Here is a 24030-nt window from a genome sequence, read left to right as displayed (position 1 = left end):
CCGCGACCCCTGCCGTCAGAACCTCCCGCCGCGACACCGCCACAGCGCCCCACTCCCCTCGGGGTTGCCGGTGGGCCCTGCCCCGATGCCGGACCCACCACTCCCCACGGTGACAAAAGGATCGGCCGAACCCAAGCCACCACGCGGTGACGTAGCACACTCGTGATCTGGCCGGATCCGGCCGGTCACAGCGCTAGAATGGAGACACTACGTATTAGGGAACGCGCGCGACTGGTGGTGGGAAGTCGCGCCCGACGTGAGCCTTGTGCTCGAAAGGCGTTCCATCTCGTGTCACCTGCTGCGTCATACCGGCACCTCTTCGGATTGACCGGTCGCACCTACATCGTCGTGGCGTTCCTCGCCCGACTGCCCCTGGCCATGAGCCAGATGGGCGTCCTCCTCCTCATCGCCCACACCACCGGCAGCTTCGGCGCCGGCGGCGCGAGCGCCGGTGCGCTCGCCGTCGCGAACGCCGTCGGTGCGCCCCTGCTCGGCGCCGCCTCCGACCGGTTCGGTCAGCGCCCTGTCGTGCTGGTCCAGTCCTGGCTGAGCTCGCTCGGCCTGCTGGCCGTGGTGCTCGCCGCCGAGAGCGGCGTCTCCTGGCTGTGGGCTGCCGCCGCGGCCGCGTTCGGCGGCTTCTTCATCCCGCAGGCCGGGCCGCTCGCCCGGGTCCGCTGGCGCCCGATCATCAGCTCCCGGGACCGCACCGGCACGTCGGCGCGGTTGATCGACACCGCGTTCTCCTACGAGGGCTCCGCCGACGAGGCGTCGTTCGTGCTCGGCCCCGCACTCGTCGGCACGATTGCCTCGATCGTCGACCCCGGTGTCGGCATCTGCACCGCTGCGGTCCTGCTCGCGATCTTCGGCACCTGGTTCGCCATCCACCCGACGGCGCGGCTGCGCACGGCTCACGCCGCGACCGCCGGCACCGGTCGTCTGCTGACCCCTGCGCTCGCGACCTTGATGGCCGCCCAGTTCATCATCGGGATGATCTTCGGGTCCGTGCAGAACGGCACCACGGTGCTCGCCACCGAGGCCGGTCACGACGGACTGGCCGGGCTCGTGCAGGCGCTGCTCGGCATCGGCAGCGTCCTGGCCGGGCTGAGTATGGCGGCACTGCCTGCCCGGATCGGCTATGTCACCAGGTGGCGGGCGACCGCGGCCGGGTTGCTCGTGCTCACCACGCCGCTGCTGCTCGTCGGGTCGCTGGCCGCGCTCTGCCCGGTGCTGATCGTGCTGGGATGCTGCGTTGCGCCATACATGATCACGACGTTCACGCTCGGCGAGCAGATCACGCCACCGTCACGCACCGGCGCGGCGATGACGCTGCTCGCCGCCGCCACCGGCCTCGGGTATGCCGTGGGCGCCGCCGTCGCCGGCCACTTCGCCGACCTGTCCGGCGCCACCGCGGCGTTCGGCGTGACGGTTGCCGCGGGCGCGCTCGCCTGTGCCCTCGCCGTCGGCGCGGGTCCGCTGCTGCGGCGCGCCCACGCCGGGTCGGCGGCAATGGCCGCCACCCCCGAGACCCCCACCCCCTCCGCGAGCGCCGCCTGACCGGGCGGCGCGCTGCCGACGACGGCCGCCATCGGCCCATCGGACGGAGACGTCACGCTGATGCTCGACGTCTCGACCGACGGGTCGACGAAGACCGGACCCCTGCTCACCGTCGACGACGTCAGGGGCTGGATCGAGGGACGACGTGACCGGGTGTCGGTTGCGATGGCACCCGCCCAGATCCCCGGCGGCTGGTGGGCGGCCGTCACCGATCCGTTCGGCAACCCGACGTACGTGATCGACCAGAGCACCGCCGACCGGCCCGGGTGAGATCCGGGCAGTGGACGCGACAACCTTCGCCCTCGAGACACCGCCGAGACCCACCATCTAGGGTCGTGTCATGGCCCAGAAGCGCTCCCCTGCCCTCAACCTCGCCTCCGCCGCCGTCGCGGGTGCCATCACCCTGGTCCGCCCGACGCGCTTCCCCCGGTGGGCGCGCCGCGGACTCAGCCTCGCGAACACCGCCGGCACCGCCGGCGCCGTCTTCTTCGCGATCCGCGGTGAGGACGAGCTGCCGGAGGACCACCCACTGCACCGGGCGCTCACGGTCAGCGACCTCACCGCCGCCACGACCGGCGGCCTGATGCTGGTCACCTCCGGCCTCGGGGTGAAGGCCGACGCCAAGATCGAGCAGTTCCTCGTGCGGCACGGCGTGCGGCACCCGCGTGTGGTGATGGCCGTCGGTGTGGTCACGGTGCTCTTCATCGTCAAGACCGTGCAGGACAGGGCGAGCAAGCACGCGCCCGAACCCGTGGCCGGCACCCCGAAGCCGCCGGTGAGTGACAAACCGGCCAACAAGACCCTGCCGACGACCGGATCCGCCGGCGCGGCCCCGACCGAGCAAGCCGCGCAGCCCGAGGCCCAGGAGGATCCCGGTCAGTGAACGCGGTGACGCTCGCCGACGTCCAGGACGCGGCCACCGGGCTGGCGGGCGTCGCCCACCGCACACCGGTCGTCACGTCGTCACGGCTGGACGACGAACTCGGCATCCGGTTGCACCTGAAGTGCGAGAACCTCCAGCGGATGGGCGCGTTCAAGTTTCGCGGCGCCTACAACGCCCTGAGCAGGCTGGATGACGCGGCACGCGCTGCCGGGGTGGTCGCGTTCTCGTCCGGCAATCACGCCCAGGCGGTCGCGTTGGCCGCGCGGCTGCTCGGCATACCGGCCACGATCGTCATGCCGACCGATGCGCCGCAGATCAAACTCACCGCCACCGAGGGGTATGGCGCCCGCGTCGTGACCTACGACCGGATGACCGAGGACCGCGAGGCGATCGCCCGGGAGCTGGCGGACCGGGAGGGGCGCACCGTCATACCGCCCTTCGACAACGCGCACATCGCCGCCGGGCAGGGCACCGCCGCGCTCGAGTTGCTGCAGGACGTGCCCGACCTCGACGTCGTCATCGCGCCGCTCGGCGGCGGTGGCCTGCTCAGTGGCACCGCGGTCGCGACGCGCGGAACCCGGCCCGAGGCAAGGGTTTTCGGCGCGGAACCGGCGGCCGGGGACGACGGCAAGCAGTCGTTCGACGCGGGCGAGATCGTCACGATCCCGGTGCCCGAGACCCTCGCGGACGGTGCGCAGACGGCGGCGCTGGGCCGGCTGACGTTCCCGATCATCCGGGAGCTGGTCGAGGACATCGTGCGGGTCACCGACGACGAGCTGGTGGCCGGGATGCGCGCGCTCGCGCAAACCTGCAAGCTGGTCGTCGAGCCGACCGGTGCGCTCGCCTTCGCGGCAGCGATCTCGCTGGCGCCTTCCATGCCGGGTGCCAAGGTGGGAGTCATACTCTCCGGCGGCAACGTCGACCTGGACCGCTACGCGCGGCTCATCGGACGTGGTGCCACGCCAGGACGGTGACCGCAGCCAGGAGGATCAGCGAGCCGACGAACGCGAACGGCCGGCCAGCCCCCGCGATGGCCTCGGCGACCGGCGGTCGGGCACCGAGCTCGACGAGGCGGTCCTGGGGTGAGCGGCGCAGCTTCCCGATCCGCACCCGGATCGGGGCGAGCTGTGTGGCGAACGGCACGTAGAGCGTGATTACCAGCGCTGCGAACGGGATTCGCACCCAGAAGAGTCGGTGCGCCTGCTCGGCCCAGATCGCGACGGCGAGCACGACGACGGCCCCGACCGCGGCGAGCGCCTGACTGGACATGGTCACCGCCCGCGCCCGGCCGATGCTCTGCCGGGAACGCTGGATCAGCCAGGCCAGCTGGGCGCGCTGCATCCGGCGGCGGACCCACCAGGCCCAGACGACGCCGAGCACCAGGAGGGGCACCTCGATCCAGATCCGCACGGGTGGAGCGTACGGGAGACCGATCCGGCAAGCTGGGTCGTATGCCGCACGACGAGCCCATCGAGCCGATCGACGCGCTGCGCCGGATCGCCTTCCTGCTGGAGCGGTCCCGCGCGGGCACCTATCGGGTCAAGGCGTTCCGCCAGGCAGCCGACACCGTTGTCGCGACATCGCGCGAGGAACTCGACCAGCGCGCCGAGGACGGGACACTGCACGACCTGCCCGGCATCGGGAAGTCGACCGAGGCGGTCATCCGGGAGTCGCTGGCCGGCGAGCGCCCGGCGTACCTGACCAGCCTGGAGGCCAAGTCGCCCGAGCGGCTCGTCGAAGGCGGCGAGCGCTACCGCGCCGCGCTGCGCGGTGACTGTCACAGCCATTCGGACTGGAGCGACGGAGGTTCACCGATCCCCGAGATGGTCGCGACCGCGATGGAGCTCGGCCACGAATACCTGGTACTCACCGACCACTCCCCGAGCCTGCGTGTCGCGAACGGCCTCAGTGCCGAACGGCTCACCAAACAGCTGAAGCTGATCGACCGGATCAACGAACACACCGGCGACTTCACGCTGCTCAAGGGCATCGAGGTCGACATCCTCGAGGACGGCAGCCTCGACCAGCGCGCCGAGCTGCTCGAGAAACTCGACGTCCGGGTGGCGTCCGTCCACTCGAAACTGAGGATGGCCAAGGGCCCGATGACCACGCGGATGATCGCCGCCGTTCGCGACCCGCACACCAACATCCTCGGTCACTGCACCGGCCGGATGGTCGACGGCGAGCGCCGCGGCAAGGTGCTTCGCCGGGAGCAGTCCGCCTTCGACGCGGAGGCCGTCTTCGCCGAGTGCGCCGCGCACGACGTCGCGGTCGAGATCAATTCCCGGCCGGAGCGGGTGGATCCCCCGGACGAGCTGATCGCCGCCGCACTCGACGCCGGGTGCCTGTTCTCCATCGACAGCGACGCCCACGCACCCGGCCAACTGGACTTCGTGGAGTACGGCTGCGAGCGCGCCCAGCGCCTCGGCGTTCCCCTCGATCGCATCGTCGACACGTGGCCGAAGGACCGGCTGCTGGAGTGGTCGGGAGCACACTGAAGAACTCGTTTTGGTGGATTGCCCGATGCTCCCCTATAGTCATCTAGTCCTCGACACCAGCCGAGGTGGCTAACGCTTGAGGACTGGTCGTCGAAGATGAAGTCCCCATCGTCTAGCGGCCTAGGACCCCGCCCTTTCACGGCGGTAGCACGGGTTCGAATCCCGTTGGGGATACGCATCGCACATGCGATGATGCAGGTTGCAAGAAGGCCGCAAGGCCCCGTAGCGCAGTTGGTTAGCGCGCCGCCCTGTCACGGCGGAGGTCGCGGGTTCGAGTCCCGTCGGGGTCGCCATCCCTTTCCGAAGGGCCAGATAGCTCAGTTGGTAGAGCGAGCGACTGAAAATCGCTAGGTCGGCGGTTCGACCCCGTCTCTGGCCACCACGGTCGCACTGGCCGCACGAACGGACTCGCCCACGGGCGGGTCCGTTTTGGTATGTCGGGGCGTATGTCGCATCGGTAGGTCGCGCGCCGCTCGCCGAGAGTGCAGTTGGTGCCGCTTCCAGCGCCGCACACCGACCACAAGTGCACTCTGAGCGCGACTCCGGACCTTGCTGGTATTGGTAGGTCTCATGGACGTCCGGATCGAGACGGCTTCGGGCCTGCCGACGGAGGTTGCGACGGCTGCCGAGCTGTGTGCGCTGCTCGCGTCATACGACCTCCACGGGCTCGAATGGACCGACCACGTGATGGTCCAGGAAGGCGTCCGCTCGCACTCACACCCGAAACTCACGCTCAACACGCGACGCACCGGCGATTCGCTCCTGGCGTCGTACCTGCACGAACAACTGCATTGGTGGCTGGCCGAGCACGACCGGGTGGCGGCAGCCATCGACGCCACCCGCCAGGGATGGTCGACGACTCCGGGCCGGACCGAGGGTGGCGCACGAAACGACTGGTCCTCGCGGCTGCATCTGTTCGTCTGCTTCCTGGAGGACCGTGCGGTGCGACTCCTGACGACGCCACAGCGCGCGGCAGCCGTGCTCGACGCGCAGATCGAGGCCGGGATCTATCCCTGGGTCCGGCAGGAGATCCGAGATCAAGGGTCGACCCTCAGCACCCTCTGCGACCGCTACCAACTCTGGCCGCCGCGGTTACGCTCCCCACTCTGAAGCGGGGCGGTATGACGGCGCGCCGCTCGCCGAGAGTGCAGTTGGTGCCGTTTCCAGCGCCGCAAACCGACCACAACTGCACTCTCGGCGCGGCTTCGTGACAATCAGATCAGGCCGGCCTTGGAGGCGAGGACGGCCACCTGGACCCGGTTCGCGAGACCGAGCTTGCGCTGGGCCGAGGCGAGGTGGGTCTTGACGGTCGCCTCGCCGAGGAAGAGCCGGGTGCCGATCTCCTGATTGCTCAGCCCCTGGCCCATCAGCCGGACGACTTCCCGCTCGCGGTCGCTGAGCGTCCCGATCGCCTCGAGAGCGGCGGACCGCTGGGCCCCGTTGTCACCGACCTGTTCGAAGACCCGCCGTGCGCTGCGCGGCGACAATGCGCCGTCGCCGCCGTGGACGTTGCGGATCCCGTCGATGATGTCCTGTGCCGACGCGGTCTTGAGCAGGAACCCGGCAGCTCCCGCACCGATCGCCCGCATGACGATGTCGTCGGCGTCGAAGGTCGTCATCACGATCACCCGGGGCGGGTTGGGCAGCGCGCGCAACGCCTTGGTGGCAGCGATGCCGTCCAACCGTGCCATCCGGACGTCGAGCAGGACCACGTCCGGGAAGTGCTGGTGCACGGCTGCCACCGCTTCATCGCCGTCACCGGCCGTGCCGACGATCTGGATGTCGTCGGACCTGGACAGGATCAGCTCCAGCCCCGAGCACACCAGCGGGTCGTCGTCGATCAGCAGCACCCGGATCGGCTGCACCTGCGAGTCAGTCATCTGCGGTTCCTCTCGATCGCCACGGCAGCCGCACCAGCGTGCGGAACGCGCCGTCGTCGTCCACCCACACCCACGACTCGCCGCCGGCCTGCTGCACCCGCTCGTGCATGCCGGTCAGCCCGTTCCCGGGGCGGATGGTGTGATCGGCCGGGTCGGGTGCCCGGTTCGCGGTGCCGATCTGCAGGCCGCGGTCCGGGCCGCCCTCGATCTGCAGCCGCACCGGCGCACCCGGTGCGTGCTTGCGGGCATTGGTCAGCAGCTCCTGGGTGATCCGGTAGGCGCTGCGACCGACCTGGTCGTGCAGCTCGGCCCCGCGATCGAGGAAGACCGTCGCGGTCACCGGGCTGCCGGCCGCGAGCGACTCGTCGATCAGCTGCGGCAGATCGACCAGGGTCGGCAGTGCCTGACTGATGTCGGGGTCCCCCGGTTGCCGCAGCACCGCGAGCAACGAGCGCAGGTCGGCCATCGACTCCTGGGCGCCCTCCCGGACCAGGGCCGCGCTCTTGGCCAGCTTCGGGTCGTCGGCGGCCAGCTCCAGCCCCGAGGCGTGCAGGGACAGCAGCGACAGGCGGTGCCCCAGCACGTCGTGCACCTCGCGGGCGATCCGCTCCCGTTCGGCCTGCCGGGCCACCTCCTCGCCGAGGGCGTGCAGCTTGGTCTCGCTGCGACCTTCCTTGACCTTGCTGTCCCGCAACGCCTTGCGGCTGCGGACCAGCATCGCGAGTCCGACGGTCGCGCCGACGAGGATCACCGTCTCCAGCACCACCAGCCACCACGGGAAGTGGGTGCCGTCGTGCACCGAGAAGATCCCCCGGCTCCACGAGGAGAACTGTGGGCCGCTGCTGTCCCGCCATACGCTCACGAACTCCGCCACGGCAGCCAGCGTGACGCTCGCCCACAGCCACGGACCCGTGGTGACCAGCAGCACGGCATACAGCGCGAACAGCGGCGTGATCGCGCCGAGCGGTAGCGCGATCGTCACCGCGCTGATCCCCAGCGAGATCCACACCGGCCAGCGATGCCGCCAGACGAGCGAGGCCGCCAGCACGAAACCGACCAGCATGATCACGGCGAACCCGTTGGACAGCTCCATCGCATCCGCCGCCGCCTGATCGGTGATGCCGTCGTGCCGGTATTGCGCGAGGAGGGCCGAAACCCCCTCGAAACAGACGCACACCACCACGATCAGCCCGGTCACAACACCCCGCCGCAGGCGCGACGAACGCCACCACGGCGGGGCGAGATCGATGGGCATGACCGAACTGTAGAGCCGCGCACCGACGCGCCGGGTCCACCGGTCGGTGAGCGGCCGGTCCCCCGTTCGGTGGAGGTATGACGAGCCGCTCGCGGGAAGTCCCAGGACGGTCCCGGGCGGTCTGCTGAGGGCATCGCGAACAACAACGACGGAGGAGCAGCGATGACTCACTACAACGGACCGCAGGACCCCACCCAGTGGGGTGGACAACCGCCGCAGGGCGGCCCCTACCCGCCGGTGCCGCCCGGGCCGGCACCCAAGAAGAACTGGTTCGCGCGGCACAAGATCCTCACCGGACTGTTCGGGCTCGTCGCGCTGATCGTGGTCGTGAGCATCGCGACGAGCGCCGGGTCGTCCGGGAACTCCTCGGACGCCGCCGGCCAACCGGTGACCTCACCCGCGGCGACGAGTGCGGCGGCCGCACCCAACGCGGCCGTCAAGGACACACCCGCCGCACGGCAGACGAAGACGAAGGCGGCCGAGAAGACCACGTCGAAGCCGGCGCCCGCGAAGGACACCGCACCACACATCGGCACCCCGGTGCGGTCCGGCGACCTGCAGTTCACCGTCACCAAGGTCGTCCGCGACCAGACCTCCGTGGGCGAGGACTTCATGGCGGAGAAGGCGCAGGGTCGGTACACCCTGGTCTACGTCACCGTCCGGAACGTCGGTGACGACTCCGAGACGTTCTTCGACGACGACCAGAAGATCAAGGACGCCGACAGCAAGACGTACTCGCCCGACTCCGCCGCGGAGCTCGCGATGAAGAACAACGACGTCTGGCTGTCCGACATCAACCCCGGCAACGCCGTCGACGGAGTGCTCGTCTACGACATGCCGGTCGGGGTGAAGGCGACCGCGATCGACTTCAGCGGCGGGCTCTTCGACGACGCGAAGACGGTGCAACTGCACTGACCACGCAGCGCTGCCGGTGGCACGCCCGACACGGGTGCGTCACCGGCGCGGCAGCGCGTTGCCCGGCACGCCATACCCGGTGAGTAATAATCGGGCCCATGCGTGCCCGCCTCGGCCTCCTGGTCCTGCCCATGCTCCTCGTGGCCTTCCTGGGTATGGCGACCCCGGCGTTCGCGGCGCACGGGACGTCCGGGACTGCCACGGCATCCGCGACGGGTCTGCAACGCAGCAGCACCAACACCGACGACGGCACCAGCTGGGCCACGTCGGTGCCGAGCTTCCAGCAGCCGACCAATCGCACCAACAACGAACCGGTGCTGATCATCGGTGTCGCGGTGCTCGCCGTCGTCGTGATCGGCGGACTTGCGGCGTTGGTGCGGCTTCGCGCGCGGGGCGACAACGACGATCTGTGACGGCTCGCCCGGTCGATGCATGGAATGTCCGGCGGCTGAGGTACCGTTGACCTCACGACATATACCGAGGATCCCGGGGTCCGAGGGCGGTGACGTGCACGCACGTTCCCACCGCTTGATCGCACCCCGGCAACACACACGAGGGGGTCTCGCCATGGGGCGCGGCCGGGCCAAGGCAAAGCAGACCAAGGTTGCCCGGGAGTTGAAGTACTTCTCTCCCGACACCGATCTGAATGCACTCGAGCGCGAACTTCGCTCGAAGTCGCACGACCGGGCGGAGGACGCCGAGGAGTCGCGCGACGACGACGACTACGGCGACTACGCCGACTGGGCATCCCACAGGGGTTGAGCCGACGGCGCTGATCCGTCGATCAGGAAGCGTGCGCACCGATCAGCTGCGCGCCACCGGAGTGTGCTCCCTTGGCACCGCTGACGATTTCCGCGACACTCGCGTCGACCTCGTGTGTCGGCCGGACACCACCCATCACCCAACTGGGTAGCCCGCATTCGGCGAGCATCGCCAGCGCGTCGTCGACGGCAGTCTCCGGCAGCACCGCCGCGAACCCGACACCCTGGTTGAGGGTGCGTTCGAGGTCCTCCTGCGGGACGTTGCCGAGCTCGCCGATCACCGAGAACACCGGCGGCGGTGTCCAGCTGCCGCGGTCCAGCACCGCGGTCAGCCCGGTCGGCAGCACCCGCGCCAGGTTCGCGGCGAGGCCACCGCCGGTCACGTGCGACAGCGCGTGCACCGGGAGCGCCCGGATCAGCCGGAGCAGGTCGGCGGCATACACCCGGGTCGGGGTGAGCAGCTCCTCGCCCAGCGTGCGGCCGAACTCCGGCACGGTACGGTCCAGCTGCCAGCCGGCCGAGGCGATCACGCGGCGGACCAGCGAGAAGCCGTTGGAGTGCAGCCCGCTGGAGGGTATGCCGAGCACGACGTCGCCCGCCTGCACCAGCTCCGGCGTGAGCAGCTGCGACCGTTCGGCGGCGCCGGTGGCGGCACCGGCCACGTCATACTCGCTCGGCTCCAGCAGCCCCGGGTGTTCGGCGGTCTCGCCGCCGACGAGGGCGACGTTCGCCTGCTCGCAGGCGGCGGCGATGCCCTGCACGATCGCGGCGATCCGCTCCGGTACGACCTTGCCGGTGGCGATGTAGTCGGTCATGAACAGCGGCTCGGCGCCGCAGACGACGATGTCGTCGACGACCATGCCGACCAGGTCGAAGCCGATGGTGTGGTGCACGTCCATCGCCTGCGCGATGGCGACCTTGGTGCCGACGCCGTCGGTCGAGGTCGCGAGGACCGGGTGGGTGAAGCGGGCGATCGCGGACGCGTCGAACAGCCCGGCGAAACCGCCCAGCCCGCCGATCACCTCGGGCCGGGTGGCGCGCCGCACCGACGCCTTCATCAGCTCGACGGCCTTGTCACCCGCCTCGACGTCGACGCCGGCTGCGGCATACGTGATCTGCGGGGAGTCGGGCATCGGAGTCCTTCGGGTATGACGAGGCGGGTCAGGGATGCAGCAGGGAGTTCTCGGCGCCGCCGGACACACCGATCGACACGCCTTCGGCGTCCTGCCGGCGGTCCCGCTCGGCCAGGTCCACCGAGGTGTCGTGCCCGGTGCGCAACTCGATCGGCAGCGTCTCCAGGACGTGCTTGCCGATCCGGCCGTCCTCGGGCAGCGCGATGGGGTAGTCGCCGCTGAAGCAGGCGCTGCACAGTTGCGACTTCGGCTGCGCGGTGGCGGCGATCATGCCGTCCTCGGAGATGTAGCCGAGAGTGTCGGCGCCGATGGAGGCGCAGATCTCCTCGACCCCGAGGCCGTTGGCGATCAGTTCGGCGCGGGTGGCGAAGTCGATGCCGTAGAAGCACGGCCACTTCACCGGCGGTGAGGAGATCCGCACGTGCACCTCGGCCGCCCCGGCCTCGCGGAGCATCCGGATCTGGGCGCGCTGGGTGTTGCCGCGCACCACCGAGTCGTCGACGACGACCAGCCGCTTGCCCTTCACCGCGTGCTCGAGGGCGTTGAGCTTCAGCCGGATGCCCAGCTGGCGCAGGGTCTGACTGGGCTGGATGAAGGTGCGGCCGACGTAGGCGTTCTTCACGAACCCCTGGCCGAACGGTATGCCGGACTCCTGCGCGTAGCCGGTCGCGGCCGGCACCCCGGACTCGGGGACGCCGATCACCAGGTCGGCGTCGACCGGGTGCTCGCGGGCGAGTGCACGGCCCATCTCGACCCGGGCCTCGTGGACGACGCGGCCGCGGATCACCGCGTCCGGGCGCGCCAGATAGACGTATTCGAACACGCAACCCTTGGGCGTCGGCTCGGCGAACTTGTGGCTGCGCAGGCCGTATTCGTCGATGGCGATGAGCTCACCGGGTTCGACCTCGCGGACCACGCTGGCACCGATGGTCTGCAGCGCGGCGGTCTCGGAGGCCACCACCCAGCCGCGTTCGAGCCGGCCGAGGGCGAGCGGCCGGACACCGTAAGGGTCGCGCGCGGCATACAGGGTGTGCTCGTCCATGAAGACGAAGCAGAAGGCGCCGCGCAGCTTGGGCAGCACCTCCAGCGCCGTCTCTTCGAGCGGCTTGTCGGGGTTCTCCGAGAGCAGCGCGGTGACGAGCGCGGTGTCGGAGGTGTTGCCGCGGGCCAGCTCACCCCGGGCGGCGCGGCCGTCCAGCTGCTGATCGACCAGGTCACGCAGTTCGGCCGAATTGATGAGGTTGCCGTTGTGGGCCAGGGCCACGGTGCCGCGGTCACTGCCGCCGAGCGTGGGCTGGGCGTTCTCCCAGGTGCTGCCGCCGGTCGTGGAGTAGCGGGTGTGGCCGATCGCGAGGTGCCCGCGCAACGAGGTCAGGCTCGACTCGTCGAAGACCTGGGAGACCAGGCCCATGTCCTTGTAGACCAGGATGCTGTGGCCGTCGCTGGTCGCGATACCGGCCGACTCCTGCCCGCGGTGCTGCAGGGCGTAGAGCCCGAAGTAGGTGAGTTTGGCGACTTCCTCGCCGGGGGCCCAGACACCGAAGACACCGCATTCGTCCTGGGGTGCCTTCTCACCGGGATAGAGATCGTGCGTCAGCCGTCCATCTCCACGCGCCACGACACCAGTGTGTCATGTCCGGGAGGGTGCTCCGTCACTGCCGGTTGAGGAGGCGTTCCAACAGCAGGGCGACGATTGCCGCCAGGAGCGCACCGCCGGCGGCGAGGATCGCGCCGATGAGCACGATTCCGGTCTGCGCGGAGTAGCCGTCGGCATCTGCTCCGGAGGTGGCGATGATCGCTCCGACGATGAAACCGAGCACGGCGCCGGTGATGATGAAGCGGAGGAAGTTGGGCGTGCGGCGCACCGGGTAGCGCACGACGCGCTCCCGCGCGTCGTCCTGCTCGTCGGGTTTGCCCTGCTCTGTCACGTCCAGCACGGTAGCCGGTGTTCCTTCCGCTGTATGACGCCGCTCGCGCGAGCGGCTCGGCGACGTCGATTTTACCGACCCGTAGACGGTTCCTCGCTGCCTGCAGTCCACTGGCTAGGGTGATGCGCTAGTTCCGGTTTGCCCGTTCGAAGGTGTTGGACATGGTTTGGCTGATCCTGGTCTTGCTCGCCGTGGTGCTCGCGGTGGGCCTGTGGTTGTATCTGCGTGACCCCGAGAAGGGTGGCTCGGTCGGCATTCACGGCGTGACCGGGGCCCAGAAGGTCGGCGCCGCTGACGAGGCGGCGATCGAGGGCACCACACAGGAGACCACCGCGCAGCAAGACAGCGGTGGCCGAGTCGCGGAGGAGCGAAGCGGAGGAGCGGATCGAGGTCCCGCCTCGCATGACAGCGGTGGCCGAGTTGCGGAGGAGCGAAGCGGAGGAGCGGATCGAGGTCCCGCACAACCGGCCGCACCCGCCGCCGACGACTGGGACGCTCCCCCGCCCGCTCTGGACGACACCCCCACCGCGCAAGCCAGCGGTGGCCGAGTCGCGGAGGAGCGAAGCGGAGGAGCGGATCGAGGTCCCGCACAACCGGCCGCACCCGCCGCCGACGACTGGGACGCACCCCCGCCCGCTCTGGACGACACCCCCACCACGCAAAGCAGCGGTGGCCGAGTCGCGGAGGAGCGAAGCGGAGGAGCGGATCGAGGTCCCGCCGCACCAGCCTCCACCGGCGACGACTGGGACACCCCGCCACCCGCTCTGGACGACACCCCCACCGCGCAAGACAGCGGTGGCCGAGTTGCGGAGGAGCGAAGCGGAGGAGCGGATCGAGGTCCCGCCGCACCAGCCTCCACCGGCGACGACTGGGACACCCCGCCACCCGCTCTGGACGACACCCCCACCGCGCAAGCCAGCGGCGGCCGAGTCGCGGAGGAGCGAAGCGGAGGAGCGGATCGAGGTCCCGCCGCACCAGCCTCCACCGGCGACGACTGGGACACCCCACCACCGGCCTTGGACGACACCCCCACCGCGCAAGCCATCGGCGGCCCAGTCGCGGAGGAGCGAAGCGGAGGAGCGGATCGAGGTCCCGCCGCACCAGCCCCATCCGGCGACGACTGGGACACCCCACCACCGGCCTTGGACGACACCCCCACCGCGCAAAACAACGGTGGCCGAGTCGCGGAGGAGCGCCCCACCGCTCAAGACGGCGGTGGCCGAGTCGCGGAGGAGCGAAGCGGAGGAGCGGATCGAGGTCCCGCACAACCAGCCTCCACCGGCGACCACTGGGACACCCCACCCCCGCCGCTCGACGACGCCTCGGCGACACCAGCGGCCGCAGCCACCGCTCCCGAGCCAGTCGCCGAACCCACCCCCGAGCCGGTCGCCGAACCCGAACCTGAGCCGGCCACCGAACCAGAACCCGCCGCCAAGACCCCCGCTGCCTCCACCGGCGACGACTGGGATACCCCGCCGCTGCCTCTGGAGGCGTTCGGCGGTCAGCCGGAGTCCGCAGCCGCCGAGCCCGCAACCGCTGCGCCTGCATCGGCCGTCGACGTGTCCGAGGATGACGGTCCGCTCGGCCCAGGTTCTGCGGCACCTCACGACGACGGCACCGGTCCCGCCGGTTGGCTCAAGGGCAATGCCGACACGATGACATTCCACGGAACGGACTCTCCCGACTACGAATCCGTCGAGGCCGAGGTCTACTTCCGCGACGAGTCAGTAGCTGCCGCCGCAGGATTCCGGCACTGGGACCCGAGCAAGCGCTAGACGCGATCCGCCCAGCCCTGCGGGTCGATTAGGGCGAGCCCGCAAGGGCAAGTCAGTGTCGGGACTGCTATCGGTGGAGCTTCGGGAGCACCTGCGCGGCAACGGTTTCCAGCACCTCGACCGTTGCTTTGAATGGCGCGTCGGGACGCGGCCAGTGCGTGATGAGGTCGGTGAAACCAGCCTCTTGCGCACGGCCGATCGCATCCTCGAAGCGGTCGACACTCTCGTAGACCGAGCCGTGCCCGTCCGCGTTGAGGTGTCGCTCGAAGGTTGTCGTGTCCCGGCCGGCGGCTTCGAGCACTTCGGTCATCCGTGCGCCGGACTCACGCAAGCCACGCCACCAATCTTCTTCACCACCAGTCGGATTGCCGTAGGTCACCCATCCTTCACCCATCTCCGCGGCGAGCCGCATACCCTTGGGCGCGTTCGCGGCGATGATGAACGGGACACGCGGCTGTTGGACACAACCGGGCACGTTCCGCGAGTCGCGTGCGGAGAAGAACGTTCCGTCATACGTGACGTGATCCTCGGTGAGCACCTTGTCGAGCAGCCGTGCGAATTCGGCGAACCTGCCGGTGCGCTCCCCGACGGTGGGCGAGTCACCGAGCAACTCGGAGTCGAGGTCACCGCCTCGCCCCATGCCGCAGATGAACCGGCCGCCGGAGATGTCGTCGAGCGCGAGGACGTCACGTGCGAATGCGACCGGGTGGCGGAAGTTCGGTGATGTCACGAAGGTGCCGAGACGGATAGTCGATGTGACCATCGCCGCCGCCGTCAGCGTGGGGGTGGTACCGAACCACGGCGCGTCCGGGAGCCCGGCCCACACCAGGTGGTCGTAGGTCCAGGCGTGGTCGAAACCGAGTTGCTCGGCGGCCCGCCATTTGGGTGCGGCTTGGGGCCAGCGTTCTTCGGGCAGGATCGTGATACCAACGCGCATAGCTCAAGCCTACGGGCGTCGCAGCAGCGGCAGGTATGGCGACAGATCAGCACGCGAACCGGACGCCGACACCTGTCCGGCTTCCTCGGCCGCGTCCCAGGCGAGGTCACCGACAACGAGTTTCAACCACGAATCTGGAGAGAGCTCAACGACATTCGGTGGCGTGCCGCGTCGATGCGTTGGGCCTTCGATCACCTGGACCGCTCCGTACGGTGGCACGCGGACCTCGACGCTTCGTCCCGGTGCTTGCAGTTCGAGCTCCTGCAGGCTGAACCGCACCGCCATCGCCCGCATCGCACGTCCGACGTTGGGGTCGGCGCACCACGCCAGCACCGCCGCTCGACCCTGCTCCGGATCGATCTTCCGCGCCATCGATCACTCCTCTCGGAGTCATCCTCCCGCACGCAGCTCCCGCGCGATCGTGCCGGCCCTCTCCACCTGAGCATGCGCGATCTCGAGCTCGTCGGCAGGGAAGAAGCTGATGCCACGCACCCCGGCTTCGGTCATCGCACCGACATACTCCATCGCATCGTCGACGTTGCCGATGGCGCCGATGCGGGACCACCACTCCTCGGGCGCGTGATCGGCCCAGTCCGCGCCGTGCCGCTCCGTCAACTCGCGCAACTCGTCGTGGAAGTCCAATGCGGCGAGACCGGCGTGACCGTAGCCGACCATCTCCGCGAGGATTGGCGCGACGATGCGGCGTGCTTCCCGGCGGTCGGGCAGTACGCACAGGACGGCGAAACAGCGGTAGTCGAAAGAATCGACGTCACGACCGCACAACTCCTTGGCGCGAAGCACGTAGTCGACCGTGCACGGTGAGTCGAGCAGGACACCGTCAGCACTCCTGCCCGCGATCGCGAGGGACTTCGGACCGCGCACGCCCGCGACGACCGGCGGCGTCGGATCCGGGACATGCTCGAGCGTGATGTTCTTTGCGGTGACGTATTCGCCTGTGGTGTCGAGGGTTTCGCCGTTCAGCAGCGTCTGCACAGCGATCAGAACCTCCTCGAGGGCAGCCACCGGGGATGCTGGCCGCACTCCCATCTGCCGCATCCAGGGCTGGACCCCGTGACCGATGCCGCCGATGAGGCGTCCGGGCGCCATGCTGGCCAGGGTCGCGATCTCCATCGCGGTGAGTGCTGCGGTTCTGACGACGGCGGGCAGGATGCCGAGACCGACCCGCAGGGTCGTCGTGCTCGCCAGTGCTGCGGCGGCGAGTGGTGGTGCCGTCGTGAAGAAGCAGTCCTCGATGAGCCACAACTCCTCCAATCCGGCCGCCTCGGCACGTCGCGCATAGTCGGATGCCGCCGACGCGGGGAAAGTGCGGTCGAAGCAGATGCCGATAGCCGGTGCGTCACTCATGATCGTGAGCGTATGCCGCCCCACCGACAACCCATTCTGCCGACGCCGTTGTGCACATCCCCCTGGCGTGACCTGTGGACGATGAGCCGGTTTGCAGGGGATGTGGATAACAACTTGTTCCGAAAATGCTTGTGTTGCAGTAGTATTCGTGACATACTCGAACACATGGACGAGGAACCGCGGGACAACGGGCCGGGCGCCGGTGGCGTACTGGACGTGGCCGCGGTGCGCGCCTTCCACGACCGCCTCGACGCACCCCTGACCGCCGGTGACGGCGCCGACGTGGAGGCGCTGGTGGAGGAGTTACGGGTGCTGGACGAGTTGCGCAACGCGATCACCGCCCGGCAGGCGCGGGCGGTCGTGGCAGTGCACGACGCCCAAGCCGCCCGGGACGTCCCGCGCGGGATCGACCCGGCGGACACGACCCGGGTGGTCGGCTCGCAGGTCGGGTTCGCCCGCCGGTGCACCCCACACCAAGGTGCCGCGTTCGTCCACCTCGCGCACGCACTGGTGGGGCACATGCCGCACACCCTGGCCGCGCTGGCCGCCGGGGTCATCAGTGAGTGGGACGCGACCCGGATCGTGCGGGAAACCACCGGCCTGACCGGTGACCAACAATCCGGCGTCGACGCCGGGATCCGCGACCACCTCGGCACCGCCGCCAGCACCCGCCTGGCCGCCCTGGCGAAGGAGCAAGCGATGCTGGTGGCCGCCGAGGCGGTCGCGGCCCGCCGCCGCGCCGCTCACGCCCGGCGTGGGGTGAGCCTGCGACCCGCCGGCGACACCATGGCCTACCTGACCGCCCTGTTACCGGTCAAGGACGCCCTGGCCTGCATGACCGCCCTGGAAGACGCCGTCACCACAGCGCGTGAAGCCGCCGCCGACGCCGGGGCAGACCCCGGCAGTGTGCACCGGGGGCAGGTGATGGCCGACACCCTGGTCGAACGCGTCACCGGCAGGGCGAAAGCGCACGACGTGTTCGGGGTGACGGTGAACCTGCTCATGCCCCTGGACACGCTGCTGGGCGACACGCCCGCGCACGTGCCCGGGTACGGGCCGGTCCCGGCGGACCTGGTGCGTGAATGGGTGGCCACCGGGGACCCGACCGGTCCGCGGCTACGCCGGTTGTTCACCCACCCCGGCACTGGCGACATCATCGGCATGGAGTCTCGTGCCCGCCGCTACCCGGGGTTGCTGGCCCGGCTGATCCTGTTCCGGGACCAGACCTGCCGCACGCCCTGGTGCTCGGCTCCGGTGCGGCACACCGACCACGTCACCAGGCACACCGACGGTGGCGCCACCAGTGAGCGCAACGGGCAAGGACTGTGCGCCCGGTGTAACTACGCCAAAGAACACCCCGACTACCAGGTCACCGGCCACGCCGGACACACGAGCACCACGATCGGCGGGCTCACCGCAGCCAGCAGGCCACCGGCACCACCAGGCATGCCACCACCCACCGACTCCCACCCCGAACACACCCTGATGACCATCATCTGGGACCACAACCTGTCCCAACGCGACCAGCAGATCCGGCACCAACAGGACAAGCAAGACCGCGAGAAACGCCGACCCGAACCAGGCAGCGACACCAACACCGACACCGACCATCAACCAGGCACCGACCCGACACCAGACGACTGGGCATCCGACGACTGGGAAACCGACGACGAAAACGACGACGGCTGAAGCAGCTCAGCGCCTGCGGTCGATGCGTTCCGCACCCTGCAAGGTCTCCTCCTTCAGCGCCCGACCGGCACCGAGCACCTCGATGCCGAGCAGGCGACCGTCGGCGTCGAAGTCGAGGTTGATCGAGTTCAGAGCCGGCGATCCGTGCCCGGCGACGGAAGTCTTCGCGACCTCGCCCTGCCCGATCCGGTCAATGAGATAGATGTACGCCGCGTCCGCGTTCCCGTCGTAGGTGATCCGCATGATCGACATTCTGCGCGCTCACGGATGCGCGTATGACTGACTTCCCCGCTTCCGCTCGATCACAGTGTGATAATCCCCTTGTGAGTGGGGAACTGATCTGTGACATCGGTGCAAGGGACGAACATCAGGTGCCCGACTGATGCGCCCCGCTGACCGTGACTTGGCCGAACTTCGCCTGAAGGCGGAGACCGCCCTCCGTACCGACGATTGGCCACAACTCGTGGCTCTCACGAGGGACCTTCGTGCGCATGATCGCGAGTGGTGGCCGCACCTCTGGGCACCTTCCGTGGCGCTGGGAGTCCAGAAGTCGGGTGGCGACGGTTGGCCCGATCTTGTGGCGGCCGTAGATGCGGGTTTCCGACAGCCCGAATTGCTCCCTATCGCAGAGACTTTCGGCTCGCATGAAGGCTGGTCCGAGCTGTGTGCCCGAATGTCGACACCCGCTCCGCCCGATCGTTGGACAGTCTGCACCTGGCCGTCCGTCGACTACGGGCCGCCGCTGGTCCTCGACACCATCACAGAGGATCGAGCGGAAGGTCTTCGCGCACTCATCCCAGCAGCACGGACGAGCGCCTGGGAGACCGCGGTCCAACTTCTCGAGTGGACGACGACTCGGTGGGAGCATGCCAACGACCACGTCGACAACGGTGACGCGACCGACGTTCTCGAAGGAGTTGCGGCCGGCCGCCGGTTCGCTTGTGTCGAGTACTCGATCGTCCTCTCGCAGGCGTTGAACGCTCTCGGCATACCAGCACGGCGACTTGCGTTGCGCAGCCGCGACTCGCATGTCGGCTTCGGCAGGGGACACGTCGTCTCCGAGGCGTGGATCGACGACCTCGGCAAATGGGTCCTGCTGGACGGCCAGAACGGCGCATGGTGGGGCTCCGAGTCCGGACCGCTCGGTTATTCCGAACTGCACGCGCTCTTCTCGAGCGGCGACGAGCGGCCCCGGATGGTCCCGACAGCTCGCGCAATCTCGGCGCAGGACGAGAACATCTGGTGGCTCTACTTCGACTCGGCGATCTCATCCGGTATGGCATGGTCGAAGCCATACGTCGCCACCTTCCAGGGCAACCCAGCGCCCGTGCGGCTGCTCGCTGCACCCGATGCGATCGTCTACCCGGATCTGAGCCAGCTGGCGACCGCGATCGTCGAGCTTCCCGATGGTTGCGGTGCCGCCTTCACCCCGATCCATCCGTACGCCAATGCGGTTCAGGCGGGGCCGGACCGCCTCGCCATCGGCGAATCTGTCGAGTTCGCCTACCTGTTCGGTGAAACGGCAGTCGCAGACATCGCGACTGTCACGCCATACGGCACCCTGGACGCACATCTGCTGAGCTTGGAGACCACCTCATGACCACGTTGCCGGCCACTCAGTACCGTGCCGACCCATCCGATCTCTGGTGGAAGAAACGGGCGCAGTGGATCTACGAGTCGATTCTGTCCGAAGAGATCGTCGATCACGACGACGTCGAGCCGACGACCCACCGAGTCGTTATCGAACAGATCGGTCGCCTCTCGTTGCCCGGTGGCCGGTTCGTCGCAGCCGACCCGTACATCATGGATGTCGAGACCAACGCCGTTCGAGCAGACTCTGCCGACCGAATCGGCGGAGGTCGTCGCGGCGCGCGCCCAGATCGGGCCCGACCACGACCGGACGGCCGCGCTGATGCTGCGCTCGGAACGAACGCCACCATCAGCTCCTGGTCCATGGCCACCACTCGCGGCCAGGACGTCACGACACTCGCTGGCGAGGGCTCCTTCGGCTACGGGGTCGACGCAGGTACCGGCTCGTTCGGCGGAGTCGATGCGATGGCCGTCGCCTGTCGCGTCCTCGCCGAGGACGCGGGCATGCTCGAGGACCCGATTTCGCTGGCAGTTGAAGCCGAGGAGACAGGTCCGGCGCACGCTCTGTGTATCGCGCCCGAGGCCGGTGCCGTGCCGATTGCGGTCTGCGGCTCCGGATTCGGACGCCGCTAGGACGCCGACGGCGGCGCGATGCTCCCACATACGCTGATCCCGTGACCGACGAGCCGCACTTCGAATTCCGACCTGACGACCGAGGTGGCGTCACCGTGCTCCGTGACGGCCACCCGCAGTCACACGTCGACCTGCACGACCCGGAGTTGCTCGCCTTCGAGTACGTCGCACAACTCGCGATCGGCATCGACCTGCTGCCACCGGGACCGGCCGGTGTCACGCACATCGGCGGTGCCGGACTGACCCTCCCGCGCTATGTGCAGCACGCCCGCCCGGGTTCGCCCCAGATCGTCCTGGAGCCCGACACCGCACTCACCGAGGCCGTCCGCCGCGAGCTGCCGCTCCCCCGCAACCACCGCATCCGCGTGCGCCCGCAGGACGGGGCAACCGGGGTCCGCGCGTTGCGGGAGGACTCCGCGGACGCCGTCGTCGTCGATGCGTACGACGTGGGCCGCGTCCCCGCCGATCTGATCTCACCGGCAACGATCGTCCACTACCGGCGCGTCCTGAAACCCGCAGGACTGCTGCTCCTCAACCTTGCCGACGAACCGAACCGGCGGCACCTTGCACGCGTGTTGGCAACGCTCGCAATGGTTTTCGCCGATGCTGCGGTGCTCGCTCTCGCCGACGTCATGAAGGGCCGACGCTTCGGCAACTACGTCGTCCTTGCGGCCGACCAGGCCCTCAACATCGACGAGATCCGCCGCCGTGCAACGCGGTTGGCCGCTACCACGAGCGTCCGGGCAGCGAAAACGCTGCAAGGCACCGCGAAGCCCTTCACCGACGACGACGTCATCCCCTCTCCGACGCCGCCGGACCTCGGCGCCTGGCGCGTGCGTTGAAGTTCAACGGCGCCATCCTTCAATACGCCCTCCGCAAGCTCCGGGCTACTCAGCGGCGCCATTCGTATTCGTGCTCCGGGCGGCCCGTACCGCCATACCGGAGCCGCATCACCGCAACCCCTTCATCCACCAGACCTGCCAGGTAACGCTGCGCCGTGGCACGAGCGATGCCGAGGGTTGTGCCGAGGTCGGCCGCCGACAGGGGTTCGTCGGATGCCTCGAGCGCGTCCCGCACCAGCGAAGCAGTCACCGGCGACTGGCCTTTGGGCATCTGTGGTCGGTCACCCTCGTGCAGCGCCCGCATCGCCGTGTCGATCTGGTCCTGATCGAGCAGCCCGTGCCCCACCCGACCCCGGTACCGCTGCCACGCCTTCAGCCGGCGGGTGAGCTGTTCGGCGCGGAACGGTTTCACGACGTAGTTGACCGCACCGGCCGACAGCGCCGCGTGCACCGACTCGGCCGCCCCGTCCGCGGTGATCATCATGACGTCGCACGACTCCCCGGCCAGCTGCGCGCACAGCTCGAGTCCGGGCTGATCCGGCAGATAGTTGTCCAGCAGCACCAGGTCCGGCTGCAGCTCCGTCACCGCACGCAGTGCATCAACCGCGGTGTGCGCGACGGCCACGACCTCGAGACCATCGACCTCCGAGACGTATGACGCGTGCACGGATGCCACTCTGAAGTCGTCGTCGACGACCAGGACGCTTCTCATAGATCTTCCTGAATCTCGCCAGTTTCCAGCACGTTCGGCAACGTCGCCACGAAGACCGTGTCCGAGTCCTCCGCCCCGAGCGAGGTTAGTCGCACTTCTCCACCGAGTCCTTCGGCAGTGGCTCGCGCGATCGCCAGTCCCATTCCACGTCCGGTTCCCCGGGAGCTGACGCCGCCGACGAAGATCGACTCTGCGCGGTGCTCCGGAATGCCGTCGCCGGTGTTCGCCACGGAGATCACCAAATCGTTCCTGTCGGTGAGCAGGTCGACCTCGACCCTGGCCGGCCGTGCCGCCGAACTGCGGGCCGCCTCGATCGCGTTGTCGACCAGGTTGCCGAGCACCGTGATGACCTCGACCGGTGCAACCAGCTTCTGCGGCACCCAACTCTGCTCCGAGAGCGTCAGCGTGACACCGGACTCGGCGGCCGCAGACTGCTTTCCTGCGAAGAACGCCCGAATGGTGCTCGATCGCACCGCAGGGTTCTCGCTGATCTCTTCGTTCGTCGCGAATTTCACACTGTCCGAGAGGTATTCGATCGCGTCATCGACGCTCGCCGTATGCAGCAACCCCATCACCGTGTGCATCCGGTTGGCGAATTCGTGGCGTTGCGCACGCAGTGCGCTCGTCATACTCCGCACGCCCGCCAGCTCACTGGTCAACTCCTCGAGCTCGGTCCGGTCCTGCACCGTCAGGACGCCACCCAGATCGGTGCCGTCCGCGAGCGCCACCGGCCGGTGGGTGGCCACGAGCACCCGGCTGCCGGAGACTGCGGTGACCGCCCGTCGGTCCTCCTGCGGGTGGCTCATGAGGCGTTGCAGATCCGGTGCGAGCGCTAACTCGTCCAAGTCGCTGCCGATCGGAATCTCCTTACCCAGCAAGCGAATCGCCTCCGAGTTGCACATCGTCACGCGGTGGTCGGGGTCGACCGCGAGCACGCCTTCGGAGATGCCGTGCAGCACCGCCTCACGCTCTCGCACCAGGTCTGCCACCTCGGACGGCTCCAATCCCAGCGTCAGCCGCTTGAGACGGCGCCCCAGTAACGCCGTCAGCAGCACCGCGATCAGCACGGCCGCAAGCGCCCACGGCAGCACGATGAACACCACCCGCCAGAGTGCGTCGCTGATGTCGGTGGCCGCGAAGCCGACACTGACCTCGCCGACGATGCGGCCGTTCGAGTCGCGCAACGGGACCTTGCCTCGTGCGGACAGCCCGAGCGTCCCGCGCTCGATGGACACGTTGTCCTTGCCGGCGAGCGCCTCGTCCGGATCGGTGCTGACCACCTTGCCGATCTCGTCCGGGTTCGGGTGCGCGAGCCGGACGCCCCGGTCGTTGGTCACCACGACGAAGAGCGCCCGGGTCGCGTGTTCCTGCGCCGCGGCGATGGCCTCCACCTGCGGCTGCTTGCCCTTCACCACGAGATCACCGAGGCCCTGGTCGGCGGCGATGCCTCGCGCGACCGCCAGCGCCCGCTGTTCGTACTGGTGCTGCAGCGAGGCCCGCAGGAAGAAGCCGGCGACGAGCAGGCTGACCACACCGAGAGCTGCCACGACGGCAACCTGCAGCAGCATCATCTGGCGGGTGAAGGGCAGCCGCCGCAACCCGCGGCCGCCGCGCCGCTGTGCACGGGTCATGGCCGACAACGATAGGGCGTCGGCCTGCATTCGCGCCCTGGATGCAAAA

At 69.1% G+C, this 24030-nt stretch carries 26 protein-coding genes and 3 tRNA genes; 17 read left to right on the top strand and 12 right to left on the bottom strand.

The window, feature by feature from the left end:
- The first annotated feature begins 288 nt into the window (after positions 1-288).
- The 4 genes from FHU39_RS20845 (at position 289) to FHU39_RS20830 (ending at position 3411) form a co-directional block, all read left to right on the top strand.
- A complete protein-coding gene (locus tag FHU39_RS20845) occupies positions 289-1554 on the top strand; it encodes an MFS transporter (protein ID WP_183322638.1) in 1266 nt (421 codons plus the stop codon).
- 60 nt (positions 1555-1614) lie between these two features.
- Positions 1615-1824: a hypothetical protein gene (locus tag FHU39_RS20840; protein WP_183322637.1), complete on the top strand. Its 210-nt coding sequence runs from the start codon at positions 1615-1617 to the stop codon at positions 1822-1824.
- 70 nt (positions 1825-1894) lie between these two features.
- A complete protein-coding gene (locus FHU39_RS20835) occupies positions 1895-2437 on the top strand; it encodes a hypothetical protein (protein WP_183322636.1) in 543 nt (180 codons plus the stop codon).
- Positions 2434-3411 carry a threo-3-hydroxy-L-aspartate ammonia-lyase gene (locus FHU39_RS20830; RefSeq protein WP_183322635.1) on the top strand — a complete coding sequence of 326 codons (978 nt, stop codon included), beginning with the start codon at positions 2434-2436 and terminating at the stop codon, positions 3409-3411. The genes FHU39_RS20835 and FHU39_RS20830 overlap by 4 nt, the downstream gene beginning before the upstream one ends.
- Here the strand turns inward: FHU39_RS20830 and FHU39_RS20825 are convergent.
- Positions 3380-3847: a hypothetical protein gene (locus tag FHU39_RS20825; RefSeq protein WP_183322634.1), complete on the bottom strand. Its 468-nt coding sequence runs from the start codon at positions 3845-3847 to the stop codon at positions 3380-3382. The two genes, FHU39_RS20830 and FHU39_RS20825, sit on opposite strands and share 32 nt — an antisense overlap.
- 41 nt (positions 3848-3888) lie before the next feature.
- On the opposite strand from FHU39_RS20825, the gene FHU39_RS20820 reads away from it, so the two are divergent.
- From FHU39_RS20820 to FHU39_RS20800, 5 genes are all read left to right on the top strand, one after another.
- Entirely contained in the window at positions 3889-4935 is a 1047-nt protein-coding gene (locus tag FHU39_RS20820; RefSeq protein ID WP_183322633.1) for a PHP domain-containing protein, read from the top strand.
- 101 nt (positions 4936-5036) lie between these two features.
- A tRNA-Glu gene (locus FHU39_RS20815) sits at positions 5037-5109 on the top strand.
- Between the two features lie 42 nt (positions 5110-5151).
- Positions 5152-5228, top strand: a tRNA-Asp gene (locus FHU39_RS20810).
- A gap of 13 nt (positions 5229-5241) precedes the next feature.
- Positions 5242-5317, top strand: a tRNA-Phe gene (locus FHU39_RS20805).
- Positions 5318-5505: 188 nt separating this feature from the next.
- Entirely contained in the window at positions 5506-6045 is a 540-nt protein-coding gene (locus FHU39_RS20800; RefSeq protein WP_183322632.1) for a hypothetical protein, read from the top strand.
- Positions 6046-6149: 104 nt separating this feature from the next.
- Here FHU39_RS20800 and FHU39_RS20795 read toward each other — a convergent pair whose 3' ends face one another.
- Together FHU39_RS20795 and FHU39_RS20790 are read right to left on the bottom strand one after the other, a co-directional pair.
- Positions 6150-6815, bottom strand: a complete 666-nt coding sequence (locus FHU39_RS20795) for a response regulator transcription factor (RefSeq protein WP_183322631.1) — start codon at positions 6813-6815, stop codon at positions 6150-6152.
- On the bottom strand, positions 6808-8070 hold the full coding sequence (locus tag FHU39_RS20790) for a sensor histidine kinase (protein WP_183322630.1): 1263 nt from the start codon (positions 8068-8070) through the stop codon (positions 6808-6810). Before FHU39_RS20790 ends, FHU39_RS20795 begins: the two co-directional genes overlap by 8 nt.
- Before the next feature lie 162 nt (positions 8071-8232).
- On the opposite strand from FHU39_RS20790, the gene FHU39_RS20785 reads away from it, so the two are divergent.
- The 3 genes from FHU39_RS20785 (at position 8233) to FHU39_RS20775 (ending at position 9747) form a co-directional block, all read left to right on the top strand.
- The gene (locus FHU39_RS20785; RefSeq protein WP_183322629.1) at positions 8233-8985 is read left to right on the top strand and encodes a DUF4352 domain-containing protein; all 753 of its coding nucleotides are present in this window, start codon (positions 8233-8235) and stop codon (positions 8983-8985) included.
- Positions 8986-9083: 98 nt separating this feature from the next.
- The gene (locus tag FHU39_RS20780) at positions 9084-9398 is read left to right on the top strand and encodes a hypothetical protein (protein WP_183322628.1); all 315 of its coding nucleotides are present in this window, start codon (positions 9084-9086) and stop codon (positions 9396-9398) included.
- Between the two features lie 154 nt (positions 9399-9552).
- Positions 9553-9747, top strand: coding sequence for a DUF3073 domain-containing protein (locus tag FHU39_RS20775; protein WP_183322627.1), 195 nt, complete (start codon positions 9553-9555; stop codon positions 9745-9747).
- A 22-nt stretch (positions 9748-9769) separates the two neighbouring features.
- On the opposite strand, the gene purM is transcribed toward FHU39_RS20775, so the two are convergent.
- From purM to FHU39_RS20760, 3 genes are read right to left on the bottom strand one after another with little or no spacing between them, the layout of a single operon-like run.
- Positions 9770-10879, bottom strand: a complete 1110-nt coding sequence (purM, locus tag FHU39_RS20770; protein WP_183322626.1) for a phosphoribosylformylglycinamidine cyclo-ligase — start codon at positions 10877-10879, stop codon at positions 9770-9772.
- 28 nt (positions 10880-10907) lie between these two features.
- A complete protein-coding gene (gene purF / locus FHU39_RS20765) occupies positions 10908-12497 on the bottom strand; it encodes an amidophosphoribosyltransferase (protein ID WP_183322625.1) in 1590 nt (529 codons plus the stop codon).
- Between the two features lie 34 nt (positions 12498-12531).
- The gene (locus tag FHU39_RS20760; protein WP_221185761.1) at positions 12532-12816 is read right to left on the bottom strand and encodes a hypothetical protein; all 285 of its coding nucleotides are present in this window, start codon (positions 12814-12816) and stop codon (positions 12532-12534) included.
- 152 nt (positions 12817-12968) lie between these two features.
- On the opposite strand from FHU39_RS20760, the gene FHU39_RS20755 reads away from it, so the two are divergent.
- On the top strand, positions 12969-14582 hold the full coding sequence (locus FHU39_RS20755) for a sunset domain-containing protein (RefSeq protein WP_183322624.1): 1614 nt from the start codon (positions 12969-12971) through the stop codon (positions 14580-14582).
- 67 nt (positions 14583-14649) lie between these two features.
- Here the strand turns inward: FHU39_RS20755 and FHU39_RS20750 are convergent, their stop codons facing one another.
- The 3 genes from FHU39_RS20750 to FHU39_RS20740 are packed head-to-tail and all read right to left on the bottom strand — an operon-like array spanning position 14650 to position 16884.
- Complete coding sequence (locus FHU39_RS20750) at positions 14650-15519, bottom strand: LLM class flavin-dependent oxidoreductase (protein WP_183322623.1); 870 nt, start codon at positions 15517-15519, stop codon at positions 14650-14652.
- A 9-nt stretch (positions 15520-15528) separates the two neighbouring features.
- Positions 15529-15891, bottom strand: coding sequence for a sterol carrier family protein (locus FHU39_RS20745; protein WP_183322622.1), 363 nt, complete (start codon positions 15889-15891; stop codon positions 15529-15531).
- An 18-nt stretch (positions 15892-15909) separates the two neighbouring features.
- Complete coding sequence (locus FHU39_RS20740; RefSeq protein WP_221185760.1) at positions 15910-16884, bottom strand: LLM class flavin-dependent oxidoreductase; 975 nt, start codon at positions 16882-16884, stop codon at positions 15910-15912.
- Positions 16885-17049: 165 nt separating this feature from the next.
- Here FHU39_RS20740 and FHU39_RS20735 point away from each other — a divergent pair, with 165 nt between their 5' ends.
- Positions 17050-18573: an HNH endonuclease gene (locus FHU39_RS20735; protein WP_183322621.1), complete on the top strand. Its 1524-nt coding sequence runs from the start codon at positions 17050-17052 to the stop codon at positions 18571-18573.
- Positions 18574-18579: 6 nt separating this feature from the next.
- Here FHU39_RS20735 and FHU39_RS20730 read toward each other — a convergent pair whose 3' ends face one another.
- A complete protein-coding gene (locus tag FHU39_RS20730) occupies positions 18580-18816 on the bottom strand; it encodes a DUF2283 domain-containing protein (RefSeq protein WP_221185759.1) in 237 nt (78 codons plus the stop codon).
- Positions 18817-19246: 430 nt separating this feature from the next.
- Here FHU39_RS20730 and FHU39_RS20725 point away from each other — a divergent pair, with 430 nt between their 5' ends.
- From FHU39_RS20725 to FHU39_RS20715, 3 genes are read left to right on the top strand one after another with little or no spacing between them, the layout of a single operon-like run.
- Complete coding sequence (locus tag FHU39_RS20725) at positions 19247-20173, top strand: transglutaminase domain-containing protein (RefSeq protein ID WP_183322619.1); 927 nt, start codon at positions 19247-19249, stop codon at positions 20171-20173.
- A complete protein-coding gene (locus tag FHU39_RS20720) occupies positions 20170-20796 on the top strand; it encodes a DUF4241 domain-containing protein (protein ID WP_183322618.1) in 627 nt (208 codons plus the stop codon). The genes FHU39_RS20725 and FHU39_RS20720 overlap by 4 nt, the downstream gene beginning before the upstream one ends.
- Before the next feature lie 41 nt (positions 20797-20837).
- Entirely contained in the window at positions 20838-21638 is an 801-nt protein-coding gene (locus FHU39_RS20715; RefSeq protein WP_183322617.1) for a fused MFS/spermidine synthase, read from the top strand.
- Between the two features lie 49 nt (positions 21639-21687).
- Here the strand turns inward: FHU39_RS20715 and FHU39_RS20710 are convergent, their stop codons facing one another.
- Positions 21688-22350 (bottom strand): response regulator, encoded by a 663-nt coding sequence (locus tag FHU39_RS20710; protein WP_183322616.1) that lies wholly within the window; start codon positions 22348-22350, stop codon positions 21688-21690.
- Positions 22347-23981, bottom strand: a complete 1635-nt coding sequence (locus tag FHU39_RS20705) for an ATP-binding protein (protein WP_221185758.1) — start codon at positions 23979-23981, stop codon at positions 22347-22349. The genes FHU39_RS20710 and FHU39_RS20705 overlap by 4 nt, the downstream gene beginning before the upstream one ends.
- Between the last annotated feature and the right edge of the window lie 49 nt (positions 23982-24030).

The sequence above is a fragment of the Flexivirga oryzae genome (assembly GCF_014190805.1).
GTDB classification, from domain to species: Bacteria; Actinomycetota; Actinomycetes; order Actinomycetales; family Dermatophilaceae; genus Flexivirga; species Flexivirga oryzae.
Note: the sequence above shows the minus strand (reverse complement) of the source record. Positions and strands in the feature narration are given on the sequence as shown.